The 16,996-nt window shown below is 40.1% G+C and carries 12 protein-coding genes; 10 read left to right on the top strand and 2 right to left on the bottom strand.

Annotated elements, in window-relative coordinates:
- The coding region (locus B3B27_RS00130; protein WP_286846486.1) for a SusC/RagA family TonB-linked outer membrane protein at positions 1 to 2,039 on the bottom strand (2,039 nt) is incomplete at its 3' end.
- A 1,088-nt stretch (positions 2,040 to 3,127) separates the two neighbouring features.
- On the opposite strand from B3B27_RS00130, the gene B3B27_RS00125 reads away from it, so the two are divergent.
- The 5 genes from B3B27_RS00125 (at position 3,128) to B3B27_RS00105 (ending at position 9,777) form a co-directional block, all read left to right on the top strand.
- On the top strand, positions 3,128 to 4,039 hold the full coding sequence (locus B3B27_RS00125) for a class I SAM-dependent methyltransferase (RefSeq protein WP_286833031.1): 912 nt from the start codon (positions 3,128 to 3,130) through the stop codon (positions 4,037 to 4,039).
- 254 nt (positions 4,040 to 4,293) lie between these two features.
- Positions 4,294 to 4,686: a MerR family transcriptional regulator gene (locus B3B27_RS00120; RefSeq protein WP_238868312.1), complete on the top strand. Its 393-nt coding sequence runs from the start codon at positions 4,294 to 4,296 to the stop codon at positions 4,684 to 4,686.
- Positions 4,687 to 4,925: 239 nt separating this feature from the next.
- Positions 4,926 to 6,092, top strand: a complete 1,167-nt coding sequence (locus B3B27_RS00115; RefSeq protein ID WP_286844684.1) for an exo-beta-N-acetylmuramidase NamZ family protein — start codon at positions 4,926 to 4,928, stop codon at positions 6,090 to 6,092.
- Positions 6,093 to 6,227: 135 nt separating this feature from the next.
- A complete protein-coding gene (locus B3B27_RS00110; protein WP_238868314.1) occupies positions 6,228 to 8,855 on the top strand; it encodes a valine--tRNA ligase in 2,628 nt (875 codons plus the stop codon).
- Between the two features lie 64 nt (positions 8,856 to 8,919).
- Positions 8,920 to 9,777, top strand: a complete 858-nt coding sequence (locus B3B27_RS00105) for a fructosamine kinase family protein (protein ID WP_286846439.1) — start codon at positions 8,920 to 8,922, stop codon at positions 9,775 to 9,777.
- A gap of 15 nt (positions 9,778 to 9,792) precedes the next feature.
- Here B3B27_RS00105 and B3B27_RS00100 read toward each other — a convergent pair whose 3' ends face one another.
- On the bottom strand, positions 9,793 to 10,533 hold the full coding sequence (locus B3B27_RS00100) for a helix-hairpin-helix domain-containing protein (RefSeq protein ID WP_286833039.1): 741 nt from the start codon (positions 10,531 to 10,533) through the stop codon (positions 9,793 to 9,795).
- 306 nt (positions 10,534 to 10,839) lie between these two features.
- Here B3B27_RS00100 and B3B27_RS00095 point away from each other — a divergent pair, with 306 nt between their 5' ends.
- From B3B27_RS00095 to uvrC, 5 genes are all read left to right on the top strand, one after another.
- Entirely contained in the window at positions 10,840 to 12,072 is a 1,233-nt protein-coding gene (locus tag B3B27_RS00095; protein ID WP_238868317.1) for a nucleoside recognition domain-containing protein, read from the top strand.
- Between the two features lie 37 nt (positions 12,073 to 12,109).
- Entirely contained in the window at positions 12,110 to 12,529 is a 420-nt protein-coding gene (gene ybeY / locus B3B27_RS00090; protein WP_238868318.1) for an rRNA maturation RNase YbeY, read from the top strand.
- A gap of 585 nt (positions 12,530 to 13,114) precedes the next feature.
- Positions 13,115 to 14,992 carry a tRNA uridine-5-carboxymethylaminomethyl(34) synthesis enzyme MnmG gene (mnmG, locus tag B3B27_RS00085; protein WP_238868319.1) on the top strand — a complete coding sequence of 626 codons (1,878 nt, stop codon included), beginning with the start codon at positions 13,115 to 13,117 and terminating at the stop codon, positions 14,990 to 14,992.
- Between the two features lie 54 nt (positions 14,993 to 15,046).
- Positions 15,047 to 15,577 carry an adenine phosphoribosyltransferase gene (locus tag B3B27_RS00080; protein ID WP_286846438.1) on the top strand — a complete coding sequence of 177 codons (531 nt, stop codon included), beginning with the start codon at positions 15,047 to 15,049 and terminating at the stop codon, positions 15,575 to 15,577.
- Positions 15,578 to 15,755: 178 nt separating this feature from the next.
- A partial coding sequence (gene uvrC / locus B3B27_RS00075) for an excinuclease ABC subunit UvrC (RefSeq protein ID WP_286846437.1) occupies positions 15,756 to 16,996 on the top strand: 1,241 nt, incomplete at its 3' end.

Genomic DNA, 16,996 nt, shown 5'->3' with positions numbered 1-16,996 from the left:
TCATAATTTGTGGCTCGGGGATAGGTTGTAAACTCCATCGCGTAGTTAGTGGTTCGGGCCATCTCGGAATTACCGGTAATTCCATAACCAATACGCAATTTCAAATCGTCCAACCAGTCTCTTGTTCCCTCCATAAATTGTTCTTCCGATACACGCCAGCCCAAAGATGCCGATGGAAAAGTACCGTATCTGTTTTTTTTAGCAAACCGGGAAACTCCATCTCTGCGAACGATTCCCGTAAGTAGGTACTTGTCTTTAAATGAATAGTCGGCACGGGCGAATATTCCAAAGAGAGCAAATTCACCGTTGTACCATGAATCATTTTCTCGTTGATCATTCCTTTCTCCCATCCCTAGCGTCCAGGTATTGATATTGTCTTCATACAAATATCCGAACCGCTGTCCGCTCATACCGCGTCCAAGCCCGTCACGGATGGCTTCCGATCCCAAGATCACATTTAACGAATGAATGTCGTCAAACACCCTATTATATGTCAAGGTATTGGTCCACACCCACCTGAAGTTAAATTCCGAACGCTCTTCCAAATTATTCGTTCCCGGACTTTCGGAAAATTCGGGATTCTTTTTACTCATTCGGTAATAATAACGATTGGTGTAATCCACACCAAAATTCGTCCGGAACATCAATTCTTTTATTAAATCCACTTCACCCCAAAAATTACCAAAGATTCTCGAATTGCTCCAATAATTATCTTTGTTCCTGTATTCCTGAGCAACAACGTTAATGAAATTTCCGGTTCCATTGATTTTCGAACCGGCCCAATTTCCGAATTCATCCTTTACCGGAACCCAGGGAGAGGCACGGTATGTCCATGAATATGGGTTTGCCTCGTTAAAATTGGTGTTTAGACCAACATCTTTTGTCCAAGTATATTGCAAATTTTCACCAAAACGCAACCAGGGGCGAACATCGAATGAACTGTTCAAACGGGTTTGATATCTTTTGTAATAAGAGTACTTCACCGTTCCCTGCTGATCGAAATAGTTCAATCCCATCAAATACTTTCCCTTTGCATTACCCCCAGACAAGGTTAACTGATGGTTCTGAATGGGAGCTACCCGGTCAATTTCGCTCCACCAATCGGTATCTGAAAAAGGGACCATTTGATTATCGGGGAACGAATAGTTCTTAATATCCTGATTTTCACCTTTCGCTCCAGTTACCGTAAGATAATTGGGGATACGAGGTTCCGGGTATTCGCCAAATTGGGCATGATAGGGAATAGCTTTGTCTGCAGGTACACCACGGAGCAACATGGCGTTGCGTAGCGACTCCCACTCCAACGCCAACCGGTCGGCGGAGTTTAGCAAATCGTAACGTTTGGTTGTTTTTTGAACTCCATAATAAGCATCATACGTTAATTTTGGCTGTCCTGACGCCGTTCCACGTTTGGTGGTAATCAGAATAACGCCATTGGCCGCCTGTGCCCCGTAAATGGCAGCGGAAGATGCGTCCTTCAACACTTGCATGCTTTCAATATCGTTAGGATTCAGACTGCTCAGGTTCTGGTTACGGGTAGATACTCCATCGATAACGTACAAAGGACCATTATCATTCACCGTATTAATTCCCCGGATACGAACCATGGTTGCCGAACCGGGGGAACCCGTTTGGCCAACATACACACCCGCAGCTTTTCCTTGCAGCTGCTGTGTTGCAGAAGAACCACTTGCAGCCAAAAGATCCTTGGTATTCACCACAGTTACCGAACCGGTAATATCTTTTTTAGCCTGAGTACTGTAACCTACCACCACAATCTCCTGAAGACTTTCTAAATCTTCTTGCATCACAACCGTAAACTGCCGTCTTTCGCCAATAGTTATTTCCTGTGTAATATATCCTACATATGAGAATACCAATACGGAACCTGGCGAAACCACATTTAACGTGAAATTTCCATTAATATCAGTAACCGTGCCGTTTAAAGTTCCTTTTTCTACAACGTTCACACCGATCATCGGCGTATTACCGGCATCGGTAACCGTACCTCTAATATTAGTTTGAGCAAACACACCCATGGCAATTATCCACAATGAGGTGAATAATAAGCTTTTGATTAGATTTAACATTTTTTGTTTCATACTTCCATGTTATTTGGTTTAATAATATATAACTGATTTATCAGTGTTAATGAATGGATTTATTTTAAATTGATAGTGTCAACATTATTGCAATCCCAAAATAAATTTTAATACAAGATACTTAATGGTAATAATATCAATATCAATCCTTAAGGCGTTCGTGAAATTTACGAATTAAAAAAATAAACAGAGCTTTTTAAAGGTAACTTTATCTCGCTTAATAAATCATAAACCACAAATATAAATCATTATCATTTATTAACCAAAGGAATGTCTTTTTTTGACCTTTTCTTCTGTTATCTTATGTTAATTAACGGAAGAAATTGTTTATAAAACAGCACATAATTATTAAGTAAAAACTGCTGAAATCTGATTAACAAGAGGTTGCATAGTAAAGTAGAAAATTATATCAAAAATTACAGAGCGAACTAACAAATATAACAGGACGAAAACTTGCAGAAGAAAACTTTAAAATTCCAAAAGAGGGTATTCGCCGTATCACCATTATCCTGGGATGTTTTATAAAAGAATTCAGCAAAGGAACAATTTCAGTGGCTTCAAAAACTGTATAACTGAAACTTTAAGCGTAGATATCAGGTATAGTTTATGTTACACTTAATAAATTGATATTTGAGACAGCAGGATCGCAAAAAGCGTTTATATTAAAGTTCACGTTATATTCACTTACACTACTGTCCGGTTTAAAATGAAACTAATGTTATATACATCTATTATACAATGGAATACACTCCATTTCCAACTTTTCGATTTGAAATTAAATCTTGGAATATTCCTAAATGGGCAAATATAGATATATTAATTATCAATGGATTATAAATTAGTAAGACATAGATTAATGTTTAACCAGACAGCAGTAATTCACTTAATTGAAGACAATAGCAGATTTTTGAATAGTAGAATTAAGTGATTTGTTGTAGAAAGTAAACATTTGTAGTGAGAATAAAGAAAAAAAGTTTGCCTTTCACCTGAATAATCGTACTTTTGGGATGATTTAATCAGGATATATGTCAGTAATAACAATTGAAAGATGCCCAGTTTGCGGCAGCGGGGATTTAAAAAAAATTTTTGATGCTGTTGATCATTTCTCAAGCAAGGAGGTTTTTCCTGTTTGTGATTGCACGGTGTGCGGATTCCGCTTTACAAACAATTTCCCATCGGAAGATGTTATCGGAAAATATTACGACTCACCTGACTATATCTCTCATTCCGACTCAGACAAAGGACTGATTAACAAGCTGTATCACCTTTTCAGGGAACATATGCTAAAGAGAAAAGTCAAAGTGGCAGAATCATTTGTTAAAGGTTATGATAAGACATTGCTTGATATAGGCTGTGGAACAGGCTACTTTATGAACGCTGCCGAAAAATATGGTTTTGCAGTCTCCGGCATTGAGAAAAACAAAAAGGCACGGGAATGGGCAATCAACCATTTCGCATTAGACGTAAAGGACGAGAAAAGTTTTTTCGAAATGAAAGATGTATCGTTCAGTATTATCACTCTTTGGCATGTACTCGAACACCTGGAGAAACCGAACGAAACCATCGACAAGATAAAGGATATTCTCGCACCCGATGGCACAGTGGTGCTTGCACTGCCTAACCACCACTCTTATGATGCAAGATTTTACAAAGAGATGTGGGCTGCATATGATACTCCCAGACATCTATGGCACTTTACCCCGGTTTCCGTAGAGCAACTGCTTGCAGGGCACAGGATGAAAATCGTAAAAAGATTCCGGATGCCTCTGGATGCTTTTTATATTTCTCTGCTAAGTGAGAAATATAAAGGAAGCCCCGTGGTTGTAAAGTATATCAGGGCTTTTTCGATTGGCATAGCAGGATTTGTATTCTCCCTTTTTCAACCTGAATGCTCCAGCTCGATGATATATATTGCAAAACGTATAAGCGAAGAGTAATAAATTTAAGTATCAACTAAATGGAGAAGATAGAAATTTTCTGGAATCAGAATTTTTGAATAGTTGCCTTGTATATATACAATGACGGTTTTATAGAAAAATGAATCCCTCAAGCAGGTTAATTCACCAAAATCAATAAAAATTTGCCTTTGCACCCGAATAATATTATTTTTGAGAACTATATTGCGAATATTTTCAAAGCAATAAGCTATTTGTAAATATACTTCTTAGCGATTTTAAACTGAAATATCAGTATGGGTAAACGAAGAAAGCTGATCCGGTTCGATGACAAACGACTTTTCTACTCCATTCAGGAGGTAGCCGATCATTTCGCGGTAAACGTATCACTCCTGCGTTTCTGGGAGAAGGAGTTCGACAACATCAATCCTAAAAAAACCACCGGAGGAACACGCCAATACACCAAAGAAGATGTGAAACAGGTGGAGATAGTATATCATCTCGTAAAAGAGAAGGGGTTGACGCTGGAAGGTGCCCGCCAGACTCTAAAGTCGAAAAAAGATGATGAGGCAAAACGTGTGGAAGCAGTTGGCAAACTTATGGAAATAAAAAAAGAACTGCAATTGCTTGAAGAAGAGTTTGATCAACTGCATGAACTCCAAAAATATTCGAATACTGAAACAGAGTAATGATAAAACAAGAATAATTTACATAATGGAATAGCTTATCGATTTAGTAATAATAAGGTTGAGTCCCCTCCTAAAACCTCAAAACCCAATTTTATTGGTTTGCAACTTATTGAATATCAATGTTCATCTTGTGAAATTTTTCAAGAAAAAAGACTTATCGGACGGGACTCAAGGTAAGGTTATAATTAAATCGATAAATTAGTAAAATATTTTTACCTTGAACCATAATTTATAATCTTATGAACAAATTTTTTTTCTTGCCAGCCCTTCTTCTCTGTACTTGTATATTCGCACAAAACAAAACAACTGTGAAGACAGGTGCTGAAATAACTGATGCCTATTTTCCCCTTTTGAAAGATAAGCGTGTAGCTGTAATGACCAACCAGACAGGAATGGCGGGCAATGAACATCTTGTGGATATGCTGATAAGATATAAGTTCAATGTGGTGGGCATATTTTCTCCCGAACATGGCTTTCGCGGAACTGCCGACGCAGGTGAACATGTAGCCAGTTCAACAGATGAAAAAACAGGTACTCCCATATGGTCGCTTTATGGAAGCGGTGGCGGAAAGCCTTCTGCAGAAAAAATAAAACAGTTTGATGTGTTGTTGTTCGACCTGCAAGATGTAGGACTCCGTTTCTATACCTACTACGCCAGCATGGCACGAATGATGGATGCCTGCGCGGAACACGGAAAAAAAATGATCGTGCTCGATCGCCCCAATCCCAACGGCATGTACGTGGACGGACCCATTCTGGACATGAAGCATAAATCGGGTGTAGGGTGGCTTCCCATACCGGTTGTGCATGGCATGACACTGGGTGAACTGGCGTTGATGATCAACGGTGAGAAATGGCTTCCCGAAGACAGGGTGTGTGACTTAACCGTTGTGCCCTGCGAAAATTACACACACCAGACACGATACGAATTGCCCATTGCCCCGTCACCCAATCTGCCAAATATTCACTCTATATACCTCTATCCATCCACATGTCTATTCGAAGGTACAGTGATGAGCCTGGGCAGAGGCACCCCCCAACCTTTTGAGGTATACGGGCATCCGAAATATAAAGAGTCTGATTTTTCATTTATCCCGCAAGCCGTTCCTGGAGCAAAAAACCCGCCGTTACTTAACCAGAAATGCTACGGGGTGGATCTGCGCAACCTGCCGGATGAGGAGATCATCGCAAGCGGTTTCGACCTTACTTACATAATAGATGCATACAACAATCTGAATATGGGTGAAAAATTTTTCACACCCTTTTTCGAAAAGTTAACCGGTGTGGACTATATCCGCCGGGATATCATTGCCGGCAAATCGGCCAAAGAGATAAAAGATAAATGGTTTTGCGATGTGGTAAAGTTCAAACTGCAGAGAAAACCCTATCTTCTCTATAAGGAATAGTAACAACGGGAGCGGTTCGATTTATAAAAAATGCGCAATGATGTGCATTTTTTGTATTTTTGCATTTTCTATATACAATAATCAAACGATTCTGGATTCCGGTTTTGGAATCCTTAAATAAATTCAGGTAATCAGATGGAGATTGCAAGCAAATACAATCCTGCAGAAGTAGAAGAGAAGTGGTATAAGTACTGGATGGACAATAAATTGTTCCATTCTGAACCAGATCATCGTGAACCATTCACCATTGTCATACCGCCGCCAAACGTAACCGGAGTACTCCACATGGGACATATGCTTAACAACACTATTCAGGATGTGCTGGTACGCAGGGCACGTATGCAGGGAAAAAACGCTTGCTGGGTTCCGGGAACTGATCACGCTTCAATCGCCACCGAGGCAAAAGTGGTGAACAGGCTTGCATCGCGGGGAGTAAAAAAAACCGACCTCGGCAGAAAAGAGTTTCTTAAGCACGCGTGGGAATGGACTCACGAGCACGGAGGGATTATTCTGGAGCAACTGAAAAAACTGGGGGCCTCATGCGACTGGGACAGAACAGCTTTCACCATGGATGATGTTCGTTCCGAAAGCGTACTGCGTGTATTTTGCGACCTGTACGAAAAAGGACTTATATACCGGGGCGTACGTATGGTGAACTGGGATCCCAAAGCCCTTACGGCTCTTTCTGACGAGGAGGTGATCCATAGGGAGGTAAGCGGTAAACTCTATTATTTAAGATACAAGATTGATGGTGATCCTGATGGCGCTTACGCGGTGGTTGCTACTACACGCCCTGAAACCATCATGGGCGATACGGCAATGTGCATCAATCCCAACGACCCGAAGAATGCCTATTTGAAAGGGAAAAAAGTGATAGTCCCTCTTGTCAACAGGGTTATTCCCGTCATTGAAGATGATTACGTTGATGTGGAGTTCGGTACGGGCTGTCTTAAAGTAACACCTGCACACGATATAAACGACTATGTACTGGGAGAAAAATATAACCTCCCGGCTATTGATATCTTTAACCACGATGGTACCCTCAATGAAAATGGAATGCAGTATGAGGGAATGGACCGTTTCAAGGTACGTAAGCAGATTGAGAAGGATTTGGAAAAAGCAGGCTTGCTCGACAAAACAGAGCCTTACACTAATAAGGTTGGATTCTCGGAACGTACCGATGAGATTATTGAACCGAAGCTATCAATGCAGTGGTTCCTGAAAATGGGGCCACTGGTCAAACCGGCTGCTGATGCGGTTGAAAATGACACTATCAGATTCTATCCCGAAAAATATAAAAACACCTACCGCCACTGGATGGAAAACATAAAGGACTGGTGCATAAGCCGTCAGCTGTGGTGGGGTCATCAAATTCCTGCCTATTTCCTGCCGAAAGGGGGGTATGTGGTAGCTATGAGCAAAGAAGAGGCTTTGGAAAAGGCACGCCAACAGGTTGATTATGATATCACCATCGACGACCTGAAACAGGATGAAGATGTCTTGGACACCTGGTTCTCATCATGGCTGTGGCCTATATCAGTTTTCGACGGCATAAACAGACCCGGAAACAAGGATATCAGTTATTACTATCCCACCAGCGACCTTGTTACCGGGCCCGATATCATCTTCTTCTGGGTTGCCAGGATGATCATGTCGGGATATGAGTACCGTCAGGAACCATGTTTTCGGAATGTTTATTTCACGGGGATCGTGCGTGATAAACAGGGAAGGAAGATGTCGAAACAGTTAGGCAACTCACCCGATCCTGTTGAGCTGATGGATAAATATGGTGCCGACGGCGTACGCATGGGAATGTTACTCTCTTCAGCTGCCGGAAATGATCTCCTCTTCGATGAAACACTCTGTGAACAGGGGCGTAATTTCAATAACAAGATATGGAACGCGTTTCGTCTTGTAAAAGGATGGGAAATTGACAAGAATATCACCCAGCCTGAATCGTCTAAAATAGCTGTAGAATGGTTTCAGGTGAAATTATCGGAGACTATTTCGGAGATTGACGACCTCTTCTCTAAATACCGGCTTTCCGAAGCATTAATGCTTCTATATAAGCTTTTCTGGGATGAATTCTCAGGCTGGTACCTGGAGATAATAAAACCGGCATATCAGCAGCCTCTGGATGCTGATACATATAGGGCAACGCTAAAATATTTCGATGCCTTGCTGCGACTGTTGCATCCTTTTATGCCATTCATTACCGAAGAGTTGTGGCAGGCACTGTACACAAGAGAGACAGGAGAGAGCATAATGACTGCTCTGCAACCTAAAGAAAAGACAATAGATAAAACTCTGATTGACGGGTTCGAAGAGATGAAACAGGTGGTTGCCGGAGTGCGAACCATACGGTTGGAAAAGAGTATTCCAAACAGGGATGAGCTTCAGTTACAGGTTATTGGTAGCCATAACAGTAAATACAACAGTATTATACTAAAGATGTGCAACTTGTCAAGCATCTCTGCGGCCATCGAGAAACAGCCTGGCGACTCGGGATTCCTTGTAGGAACAACGGAATACAGCGTTCCCCTTGCTGATAAGATGGATGTGGAAGCCGAACTCAGTAAGATGAAAGCAGAGCTGGCCTATACAGAGGGATTTTTACAGTCGGTATTAAAAAAACTTGGCAACGAACGGTTCGTCCTGAACGCGAAACCGGAGATAGTGGAAAACGAGCGCAGAAAACAGGCGGATGCCGAAAGTAAAATAGCCCTGCTAAAAGAGAATATCGAAGCATTGTCAACTGAATAATAGTTAAAATAGACCTTAATAATCTTGCTAGTTATGAAGAGTCTTTTTTAACTGCAATAAAAAGATGTTTAAACTCCTCTCTTATATTTCTACAAGAATTTCAGAAAAAATTATCTCCACGAAACCAGTATCGGGAGGAGATATATCTTCTGCCTACCTTATTGAGTCTGAAGCCCGGAAATATTTTCTGAAGGTAAATTCAAACCTTTGTGCTTTGGAGATGTTCCACGCGGAACAAAAAGGACTGCAAACCATTGAACAGACAAAAACCATAGCTGTCCCTCATGTGCATCTCGCAGATACCATAGAGGGGAAAGCCTTTCTCTTGATGGACTTTATTGAAAGTAAACGCCCCGATATGTCTGACTATATTCGTTTTGGAGAAGTGCTGGCCGAATTACACCACTGCTCACAGAAGGATTTCGGATTCAGTACAGATAATTTTATTGGGAGTCTTCCACAACGGAATAACACCCATGCCGGCTGGGCGGAATTTTATTGGTTCGAACGTATACTCCCTCAGCTTCAGTCGGCGCTTAAAGCCGGATTGATACAGCAGAATATCATACCAAAAGAAAAAGATGTTATCCCTCTGTTTCAAGAAATATTTGGCGATGTGAAACCCTCTCTTTTACATGGAGATCTATGGGGAGGAAATTACCTCATTTCAACCAATGGTGTCCCCTGCCTTATCGATCCTGCTGTCTATTATGGCCATTCCATGGTAGATATTGCCATGAGCGGCCTCTTCGGTGGTTTCGGGACCGAATTTTACAACGCATATCACGAAATCATCCCTAAAACCGAAAACTATCATCAACAAATTGATCTATACCAATTATATTACCTGCTTGTACATTTAAACCTGTTCGGTAGCGGATACTACTCCTCCGTTTCATCAATCTTGAAAAAATATTTTTGATCTTTTTTAATACGATTAAAACTCAAGGTAGGGCTCAAGACGGTAGATATCGTCTGTGGTGAACTCATCGAGCATAGAAAGCTCGTTGATGGAAACAATATCTCCTTTTCGTCTGCGCAAGTTGATGATGGCCTGAACCTGTTTGTAATTAAGGTATGGATGCCGCAACATCTCCCTGAATTCAGACTTATTGACCTGAACTTTGCGTAAATTGGTATTCGTTTCAATATAAATATATGGTATTATGCTAGAGTACAGCTCGTTGTCAATGCCATAAACCTCCAAAAGCTGCTCAACCCTTGCGAAGCCACCCAGCAGATCACGGTATTTAACAATACGGGAGGCGTAGATACTGCCTATACCAGGTATCTTTTTCCAATCAACTGTATCAGAATTGTTTAAAATGATCATTTGGCCTTCTGACAGTTTTTCCGATCTTGAATAAGATTTACGGTCTCCAGGCGATTCATCCCTCGGTACTGTGGGTTCTTTTAAAAAATTATCCCTTCCTGAAAAAATTTCAGCTGAATCATTTTCCGTTCCGATATTAAAATAATCCTCCTCATGCTCCTTCAATTTGTTACGGAATTCTTCAAACTCTCTTATCAATGAGTCATTTTGCTCAACAATAAACCCGGATGAGTTCCTATAGCGAAGCAGGCTATTCAATATTAAAGTTAACACGATAAGAATCAACAAAAGAATTACCGCAATTTTTGAACCACTCCGGAAATATAAAAAATCTTTCCATTGCATACGATATATATATTTATAATACTTCAACTTACTGATTGTGTGATTAATGACTGTAACCAAATCTACCTTTCCGGTTAGTGCCAGGCAAATAAGAAGCCTTTGCCGGGTATGATATTCTAAATGGTTACGGTCGGACTTTGCCGGGTATGATTTAATCAAATGGATGTCGTGTAAATCCGGTTCCTCAGAATTATAAAGATAGAAAATAAATCAATTCCTTTTAATTAAAAGGCTTAAATTGTATCTTTGACAGATTTCTGGTCAGAGATCCGTTTAATTGATGATCCTAGCATAGTCTCGAATAGTATGGTATTGAATTACATTTGGATTGCATTTTTTTTGGTCGCTTTTATAGTAGCGACAGTTAAGCTTGTCTTTTTCGGAGATATATATGTGTTTAACGAAATCATGAATTCCACCTACGATTCAGCTAAAACCGGTTTTGAGATCTCGCTGGGACTTACGGGTGTGCTGGCTCTATGGCTTGGCGTGATGAAAATAGGCGAACGCGGAGGAATGGTTGAATTGTTCTCAAAGGCAGTTGCACCACTTTTTTCGAAACTCTTTCCCGACATTCCAAAGAATCACCCGGCATCAGGATCCATTCTGATGAATATATCGGCAAACATGCTTGGACTCGACAACGCAGCCACACCTTTTGGATTGAAAGCGATGCAGGAGTTGCAAGAAATCAACCTAAACAAAGAGGAGGCATCAAACCCCATGATTATGTTTCTTGTGTTAAATGCATCGGGACTGACGCTTATTCCGGTCACCATCATGGTGTACCGCGCTCAGCTGGGAGCTGTTAACCCTGCCGATGTGTTTATTCCCATAATGATTACCACATTTGCTGCTACTCTTGCCGGCATGATTGCCGTCTGCCTTAAGCAAGGAATCAATATTTTCAGCAAAGCGATAATAAGCTTTATACTTGTAATGTTGGGAATTATTACTGGAACCGTACTGATATTTCAATCAATGCCGCAGGAAAAAATCAATATTGTCTCCAGCCTGGCAGCAAACATCATTCTGTTTACCATTATAGTGCTTTTTATTGTAAAGGCATTGAAAAGAAAAATCAATATCTTCGATGCCTTTATTGACGGTGCAAAAGATGGATTTAAAACCGCTGTCTCCATCATACCATACCTCATTGCCATTTTGGTGGGTATAGGTGTTTTCCGCGCTTCAGGAGCGATGGATTTTTTGATGGATGGACTGCGAAACCTTGTGGCGTTGACGGGCACCGATACACGCTGGGTGGATAGTATGCCCACGGCTCTGATGAAACCGTTAAGCGGTAGCGGAGCACGAGGGATGATGATTGATGCAATGAAAACGTTTGGCGCCGATTCTTTCACCGGGAGACTATCGAGCGTACTCCAAGGAGCAACCGACACCACCTTCTATATTGTTGCCGTTTACTATGGTGCAGTGAACATCAAGAATTCACGCTACACCGTTCCCTGCGCGCTTTTGGCTGATTTGACCGGTGTAATTGCGGCCATTTTCGTGGCCTATCTCTTTTTCGGTTGAAATAAGGCAATTCTCAAAGTAAATAAATGTTAAATATATGGCTGTTACTTTTCATGTGGAAAATGTTGATTTTCCTGCAATAAAAAATAGAGAAACTGCAAACTGGATAAGAACCGTTGCGAAAAATTATGGTAAAAATGTGGGAGATATCTCTTATATTTTCTGTGACGATGAGAAAATACTGGAGATTAACCTTCACTACCTGAATCACGACTATTATACAGATATTATCACTTTCGACTACTCCGAAGGTGATATAATATCGGGAGATATCTTTATCAGTCTCGATACAGTGAATTCCAATTCACAAAAGTATTGTACTGAATATACAGAGGAACTGCACCGTGTTATTATACACGGAGTATTACATTTATGTGGGATTGACGACAAGTCAGCCACCGATGCCAGATTGATGCGTGCAGCTGAAAACGATGCTCTGAAACTATTATCTGTATAAATATTAAATATTTACATTAGGGAATACAATATACTTTTGGAAACATACATTTGAATAAACAAAACTTATTATACTAGTCACTTTATATTCCAATACTTCGGTAATTTTTTTAAAACAGTTCTTATAGTTCTCTGAATATCAATAGAGTATGGCACTTTTTGGGGATCTGGCATAAATTGTTGACTGTCAGTATTATAAATGAAGTTTTAACGAAGCATTAATATTCCATATAACATAATACTGAAAACTTTTTTATACCAAGTTTGATAAGAAGGCTTATACGGACATTATGGACAGTGATTTCACTACCGGGGGAAAATTGAAATTTACGGGCAACCCACACAAACCACACGTTTAGTGGCAATTACAATAGAGATTATAGCGGCCAACTATCGGTCTGCCTCCATATACAATTGGCTTAGTGACGCTTAAAACAACCTTACCTGTAATTAACAGTTAGAATATTCTTAACTTTTTCTTTTTTAGTATCTTTGCATAAGCATAAAAGGTACTGCTTTATAAAACAGGTGCAGAGTAAATTCATTTACTTATCAGAGGGCAGAAATAGAATATTTATATTACAAGATGAACTTTAAGTACGATATAATTGTTGTTGGTGCCGGGCATGCCGGATGCGAAGCTGCTACAGCAGCGGCCAACCTGGGCTCTAAGGTACTGCTTATCACAATGGATATGAACAAGATCGCCCAAATGAGCTGTAATCCCGCTGTAGGCGGCATTGCAAAGGGGCAGATTGTGCGCGAGATTGATGCTATGGGTGGGCAGATGGGTATTGTAAGCGACAAAACCGCTATTCAATTCCGTATGCTAAACAGATCGAAAGGACCTGCCATGTGGAGCCCGCGTGTACAAAGCGACCGTATGAAATTCATCGAAAACTGGCGTGAAATAATTGAAAACACACCAAACCTTGATATGTGGCAGGATATGGTAACCGAACTGACATTTGACAGGTCAATAGTTACCGGTGTTAAAACCCGCATGGGAGTAGAATTTTTGGCGAAAGCAGTTATTCTAACCAACGGAACATTCCTGAACGGATTAATACATATCGGCAAAGTACAGATTGGCGGAGGCCGTATTGCTGAGCCAGCCTCTCTCGGCATGACAGAGCAGCTATGCGAAAAAGGGTTTAAAACCGACAGGATGAAGACGGGTACACCTGTACGCATAGATGCCCGTTCTGTTGATTTTTCTCTTATGGAAGAACAGAAAGGGGATGATGATAGTTTTCACAAATTCTCATATTTACCCAATGTAAAGCGGGAGCTGAAGCAGCTCAGTTGCTGGATAACATATACATCGGAAAAAGTACATGAAGCAATTAGAGAAGGATTGAACGACTCTCCTCTTTATAATGGACAAATACAGAGTATCGGACCCCGCTATTGCCCGAGTATTGAAACAAAAATTGTTACTTTCTCCGAAAAAACCAGTCATCAGCTGTTCCTTGAGCCCGAGGGAGAAACTACTCACGAATATTATCTCAATGGTTTCTCCTCTTCCCTGCCCCTTCAAACACAGCTGAAAGCTTTGAAACTTGTTCCGGCATTTAGGAATGTTCATATTTATCGCCCGGGATATGCCATAGAGTACGACTTTTTTGACCCTACTCAACTGTACCCTACGCTTGAGACAAAATTAGTGAAAAATCTCTTTTTCGCGGGGCAGATCAACGGTACAACCGGCTATGAAGAAGCAGCCGGACAGGGGCTGATAGCAGGGATAAACGCTCATATAAATTGCCATGGAGGAAATCCATTTACACTGAGAAGAGACGAAGCATATGTAGGCGTACTTATTGACGACCTGATAACAAAAGGTGTGGATGAACCCTACAGAATGTTCACTTCACGCGCTGAGTATCGCATTCTCCTTCGCCAGGACAACGCAGACGAAAGGCTCACAGAAAAATCATATAACTTAGGGCTAGCCTCGGAAAGCAGAATGCACCTATTGAAAGCAAAAGAGGAAGAAGTGAGAAAAATAATAGATTTTGTAAAAAACTTTTCAATCAAACCACAAAGGATAAACCCATTCCTGGAGCATATCGGTACAACTCCGCTAAAGCATGGCGTGAAGCTGATAGACCTGCTCACACGTCCTCATATCGACTTGTCATTGATGTCTGACAATGTGACTCCTCTTAAAGAAACCCTTGACACGATTGCTGACCGGAAGGAAGAAATAATTGAATGTGCTAATATCGAAATAAAATATAGCGGCTACATTAAACGGGAACAGATAATGGCAGACAAAATAACCCGTTTGGAGGAGATCCGTATCAAAGACAAGTTCAACTATACTGAAATACAGTCGTTATCTACCGAGGCAAGGCAAAAACTTACAAAAATAAACCCGGGAACCATTGCACAGGCAAGTAGAATACCGGGGGTCTCCCCCAATGACATTTCTGTGCTGCTTGTCCTCTTAGGACGATAAAACCGTAAATGTTCCACGTGGAACAGTGAAAAATCAAAATAAAATATATTAAAAATGAGCATAGAGACACTTACATCAGCTGTTAGAAATATTCCGGACTTCCCAATTCCTGGAATTCAGTTTAAAGATATCACAACGCTATTCCAATCACCAACTCACTTGAAAGAGTTAACAGACCTTTTGTATGAGCAGTACAAGGATAGAGGTATAACAAAAGTAGTAGGTATTGAATCAAGGGGATTCTTTTTGGGCCCCGCATTAGCTGTAAGACTTGGAGCTGGATTTGTGCCAATAAGGAAACCTGGAAAACTTCCATATAAAGTTATAGAGGAAACCTACACAAAAGAGTATGGAAATGGCGCAATACAAATCCATGAAGACGCATTAACAAAAAACGATGTAGTCCTGCTGCATGATGATTTACTAGCCACAGGAGGGACAATGGCTGCAGCATATAATCTTGTAAAAAAACTTGGGGTGAAAAAAATCTTTATTAATTTTCTTATAGAATTAGTAGAACTTAAAGGCAGGAAGCATTTCCCTGAAGAGGTGGAAGTTAGTTCACTTCTTAAATTCAACGAATAATCATCAGCTTAAATTAGTGAGTAGATCAAATAACAGGTCAACAAAAAAACCAATAAAATTTATAATGCTTATAAAAAGCAATATCTACCGATGGTAATTAAAAATTTAAATTTTAACCCGAAAAAGATTTTTTGAAAAATTCAGTTTTGTAATTTTGCAGCAATTGCTACTTGCTAAAATGTCAGAAGAGATAAAAAATACACTTGCCGTAATTCCTCATCTTCCGGGCTGTTATCAGTTTATAGATGAGAAAGGCACAGTTATATATGTTGGCAAGGCAAAAGATCTGAAAAAAAGAGTGTCATCTTATTTCAACAAAAATCATGAACATCCTAAAACCAGAATTCTTGTAAGAAATATCAGAAAAATAAAATATATAGTTGTAAACACCGAAGAAGACACCTTCCTACTTGAAAATAATCTTATAAAACAACTAAAGCCACGTTACAACGTGATGCTAAAGGATGACAAAACCTACCCTTATATTGTAGTAAAAAATGAATTTTTCCCGAGAGTTTACAAAACAAGAAATATTGTGAAAGACGGATCAAGATATTTTGGGCCTTATACCTCAGTTCAATCTGTAAATACCCTTTTAGAAATTTTCAGAAAAGTCTATAAAATACGTACATGCAGACTCAATCTTACTCCTGAAAATATTATTGAGGGAAAATTCAAAGTTTGCCTCGAATATCATATTAAAAGATGCAACGGCCCATGCGAAGGGTTACAGACACTTGAAGAATATAATAAGAATATTGAGGAAATTATTGAAATATTAAAAGGAAATGTTGCAATTATTGAAAAACAGGTTCAGGAGAAGATGCAGCTGCTTGCAAATGAATTGCGTTTCGAAGAGGCTCACGAGTTGAAAGAAAAATTGGTGCTTATTCAGAACTTCAGAGAGAAATCTCAAGTAGTCAGCAATACAAACTATAATCTTGATGTATTCTCAATTGAAGAGGATGAAAACTCTGCATACATTAACTATCTTCATGTTGTTAATGGCTCAGTAAACCAAGCATATACCTTTGAATATAAAAAGAAACTCGATGAAAGTGCTCAGGAATTGCTAAGTATGGGAATTATTGAGATGCGTGATCGTTTCGGAAGCAAATCGAAAGAGATTATTGTTCCGTTTATCCCGGATCTGAAATTATCGGATGTAGAGTTCACCATTCCACAGCGTGGCGATAAGCGTAAACTCCTCTCTCTTTCTGAGAAGAACGTAAAACAATTCAAAATAGATAAATTGAAAAAAGCAGAAATGCTAAACCCGGAACAGCGGACTACAAGAATCCTGAAAACCCTGCAAAAAGATTTGCAGTTAAAAGAGATGCCGTGGCATATAGAATGTTTTGACAATTCCAATATACAGGGAACAAATCCGGTTGCAGCATGTGTGGTGTTCAAAAAAGG

The organism is Proteiniphilum sp. UBA5463 (genome assembly GCF_002427225.1).
Lineage (GTDB): Bacteria > Bacteroidota > Bacteroidia > Bacteroidales > Dysgonomonadaceae > Proteiniphilum > Proteiniphilum propionicum.
Note: the sequence above shows the minus strand (reverse complement) of the source record. Positions and strands in the feature narration are given on the sequence as shown.

Excerpts from the sequence above, each read along its gene's own strand:
- B3B27_RS00125 (WP_286833031.1), top strand. The coding sequence starts at position 3,128 with ATGTCAGTAATAACAATTGAAAGATGCCCAGTTTGCGGCAGCGGGGAT.
- B3B27_RS00120 (WP_238868312.1), top strand. The coding sequence starts at position 4,294 with ATGGGTAAACGAAGAAAGCTGATCCGGTTCGATGACAAACGACTTTTC.
- B3B27_RS00115 (WP_286844684.1), top strand. The coding sequence starts at position 4,926 with ATGAACAAATTTTTTTTCTTGCCAGCCCTTCTTCTCTGTACTTGTATA.
- B3B27_RS00110 (WP_238868314.1), top strand. The coding sequence starts at position 6,228 with ATGGAGATTGCAAGCAAATACAATCCTGCAGAAGTAGAAGAGAAGTGG.
- B3B27_RS00105 (WP_286846439.1), top strand. The coding sequence starts at position 8,920 with ATGTTTAAACTCCTCTCTTATATTTCTACAAGAATTTCAGAAAAAATT.
- B3B27_RS00100 (WP_286833039.1), bottom strand. The coding sequence starts at position 10,533 with ATGCAATGGAAAGATTTTTTATATTTCCGGAGTGGTTCAAAAATTGCG.
- B3B27_RS00095 (WP_238868317.1), top strand. The coding sequence starts at position 10,840 with ATGGTATTGAATTACATTTGGATTGCATTTTTTTTGGTCGCTTTTATA.
- ybeY (WP_238868318.1), top strand. The coding sequence starts at position 12,110 with ATGGCTGTTACTTTTCATGTGGAAAATGTTGATTTTCCTGCAATAAAA.
- mnmG (WP_238868319.1), top strand. The coding sequence starts at position 13,115 with ATGAACTTTAAGTACGATATAATTGTTGTTGGTGCCGGGCATGCCGGA.
- B3B27_RS00080 (WP_286846438.1), top strand. The coding sequence starts at position 15,047 with ATGAGCATAGAGACACTTACATCAGCTGTTAGAAATATTCCGGACTTC.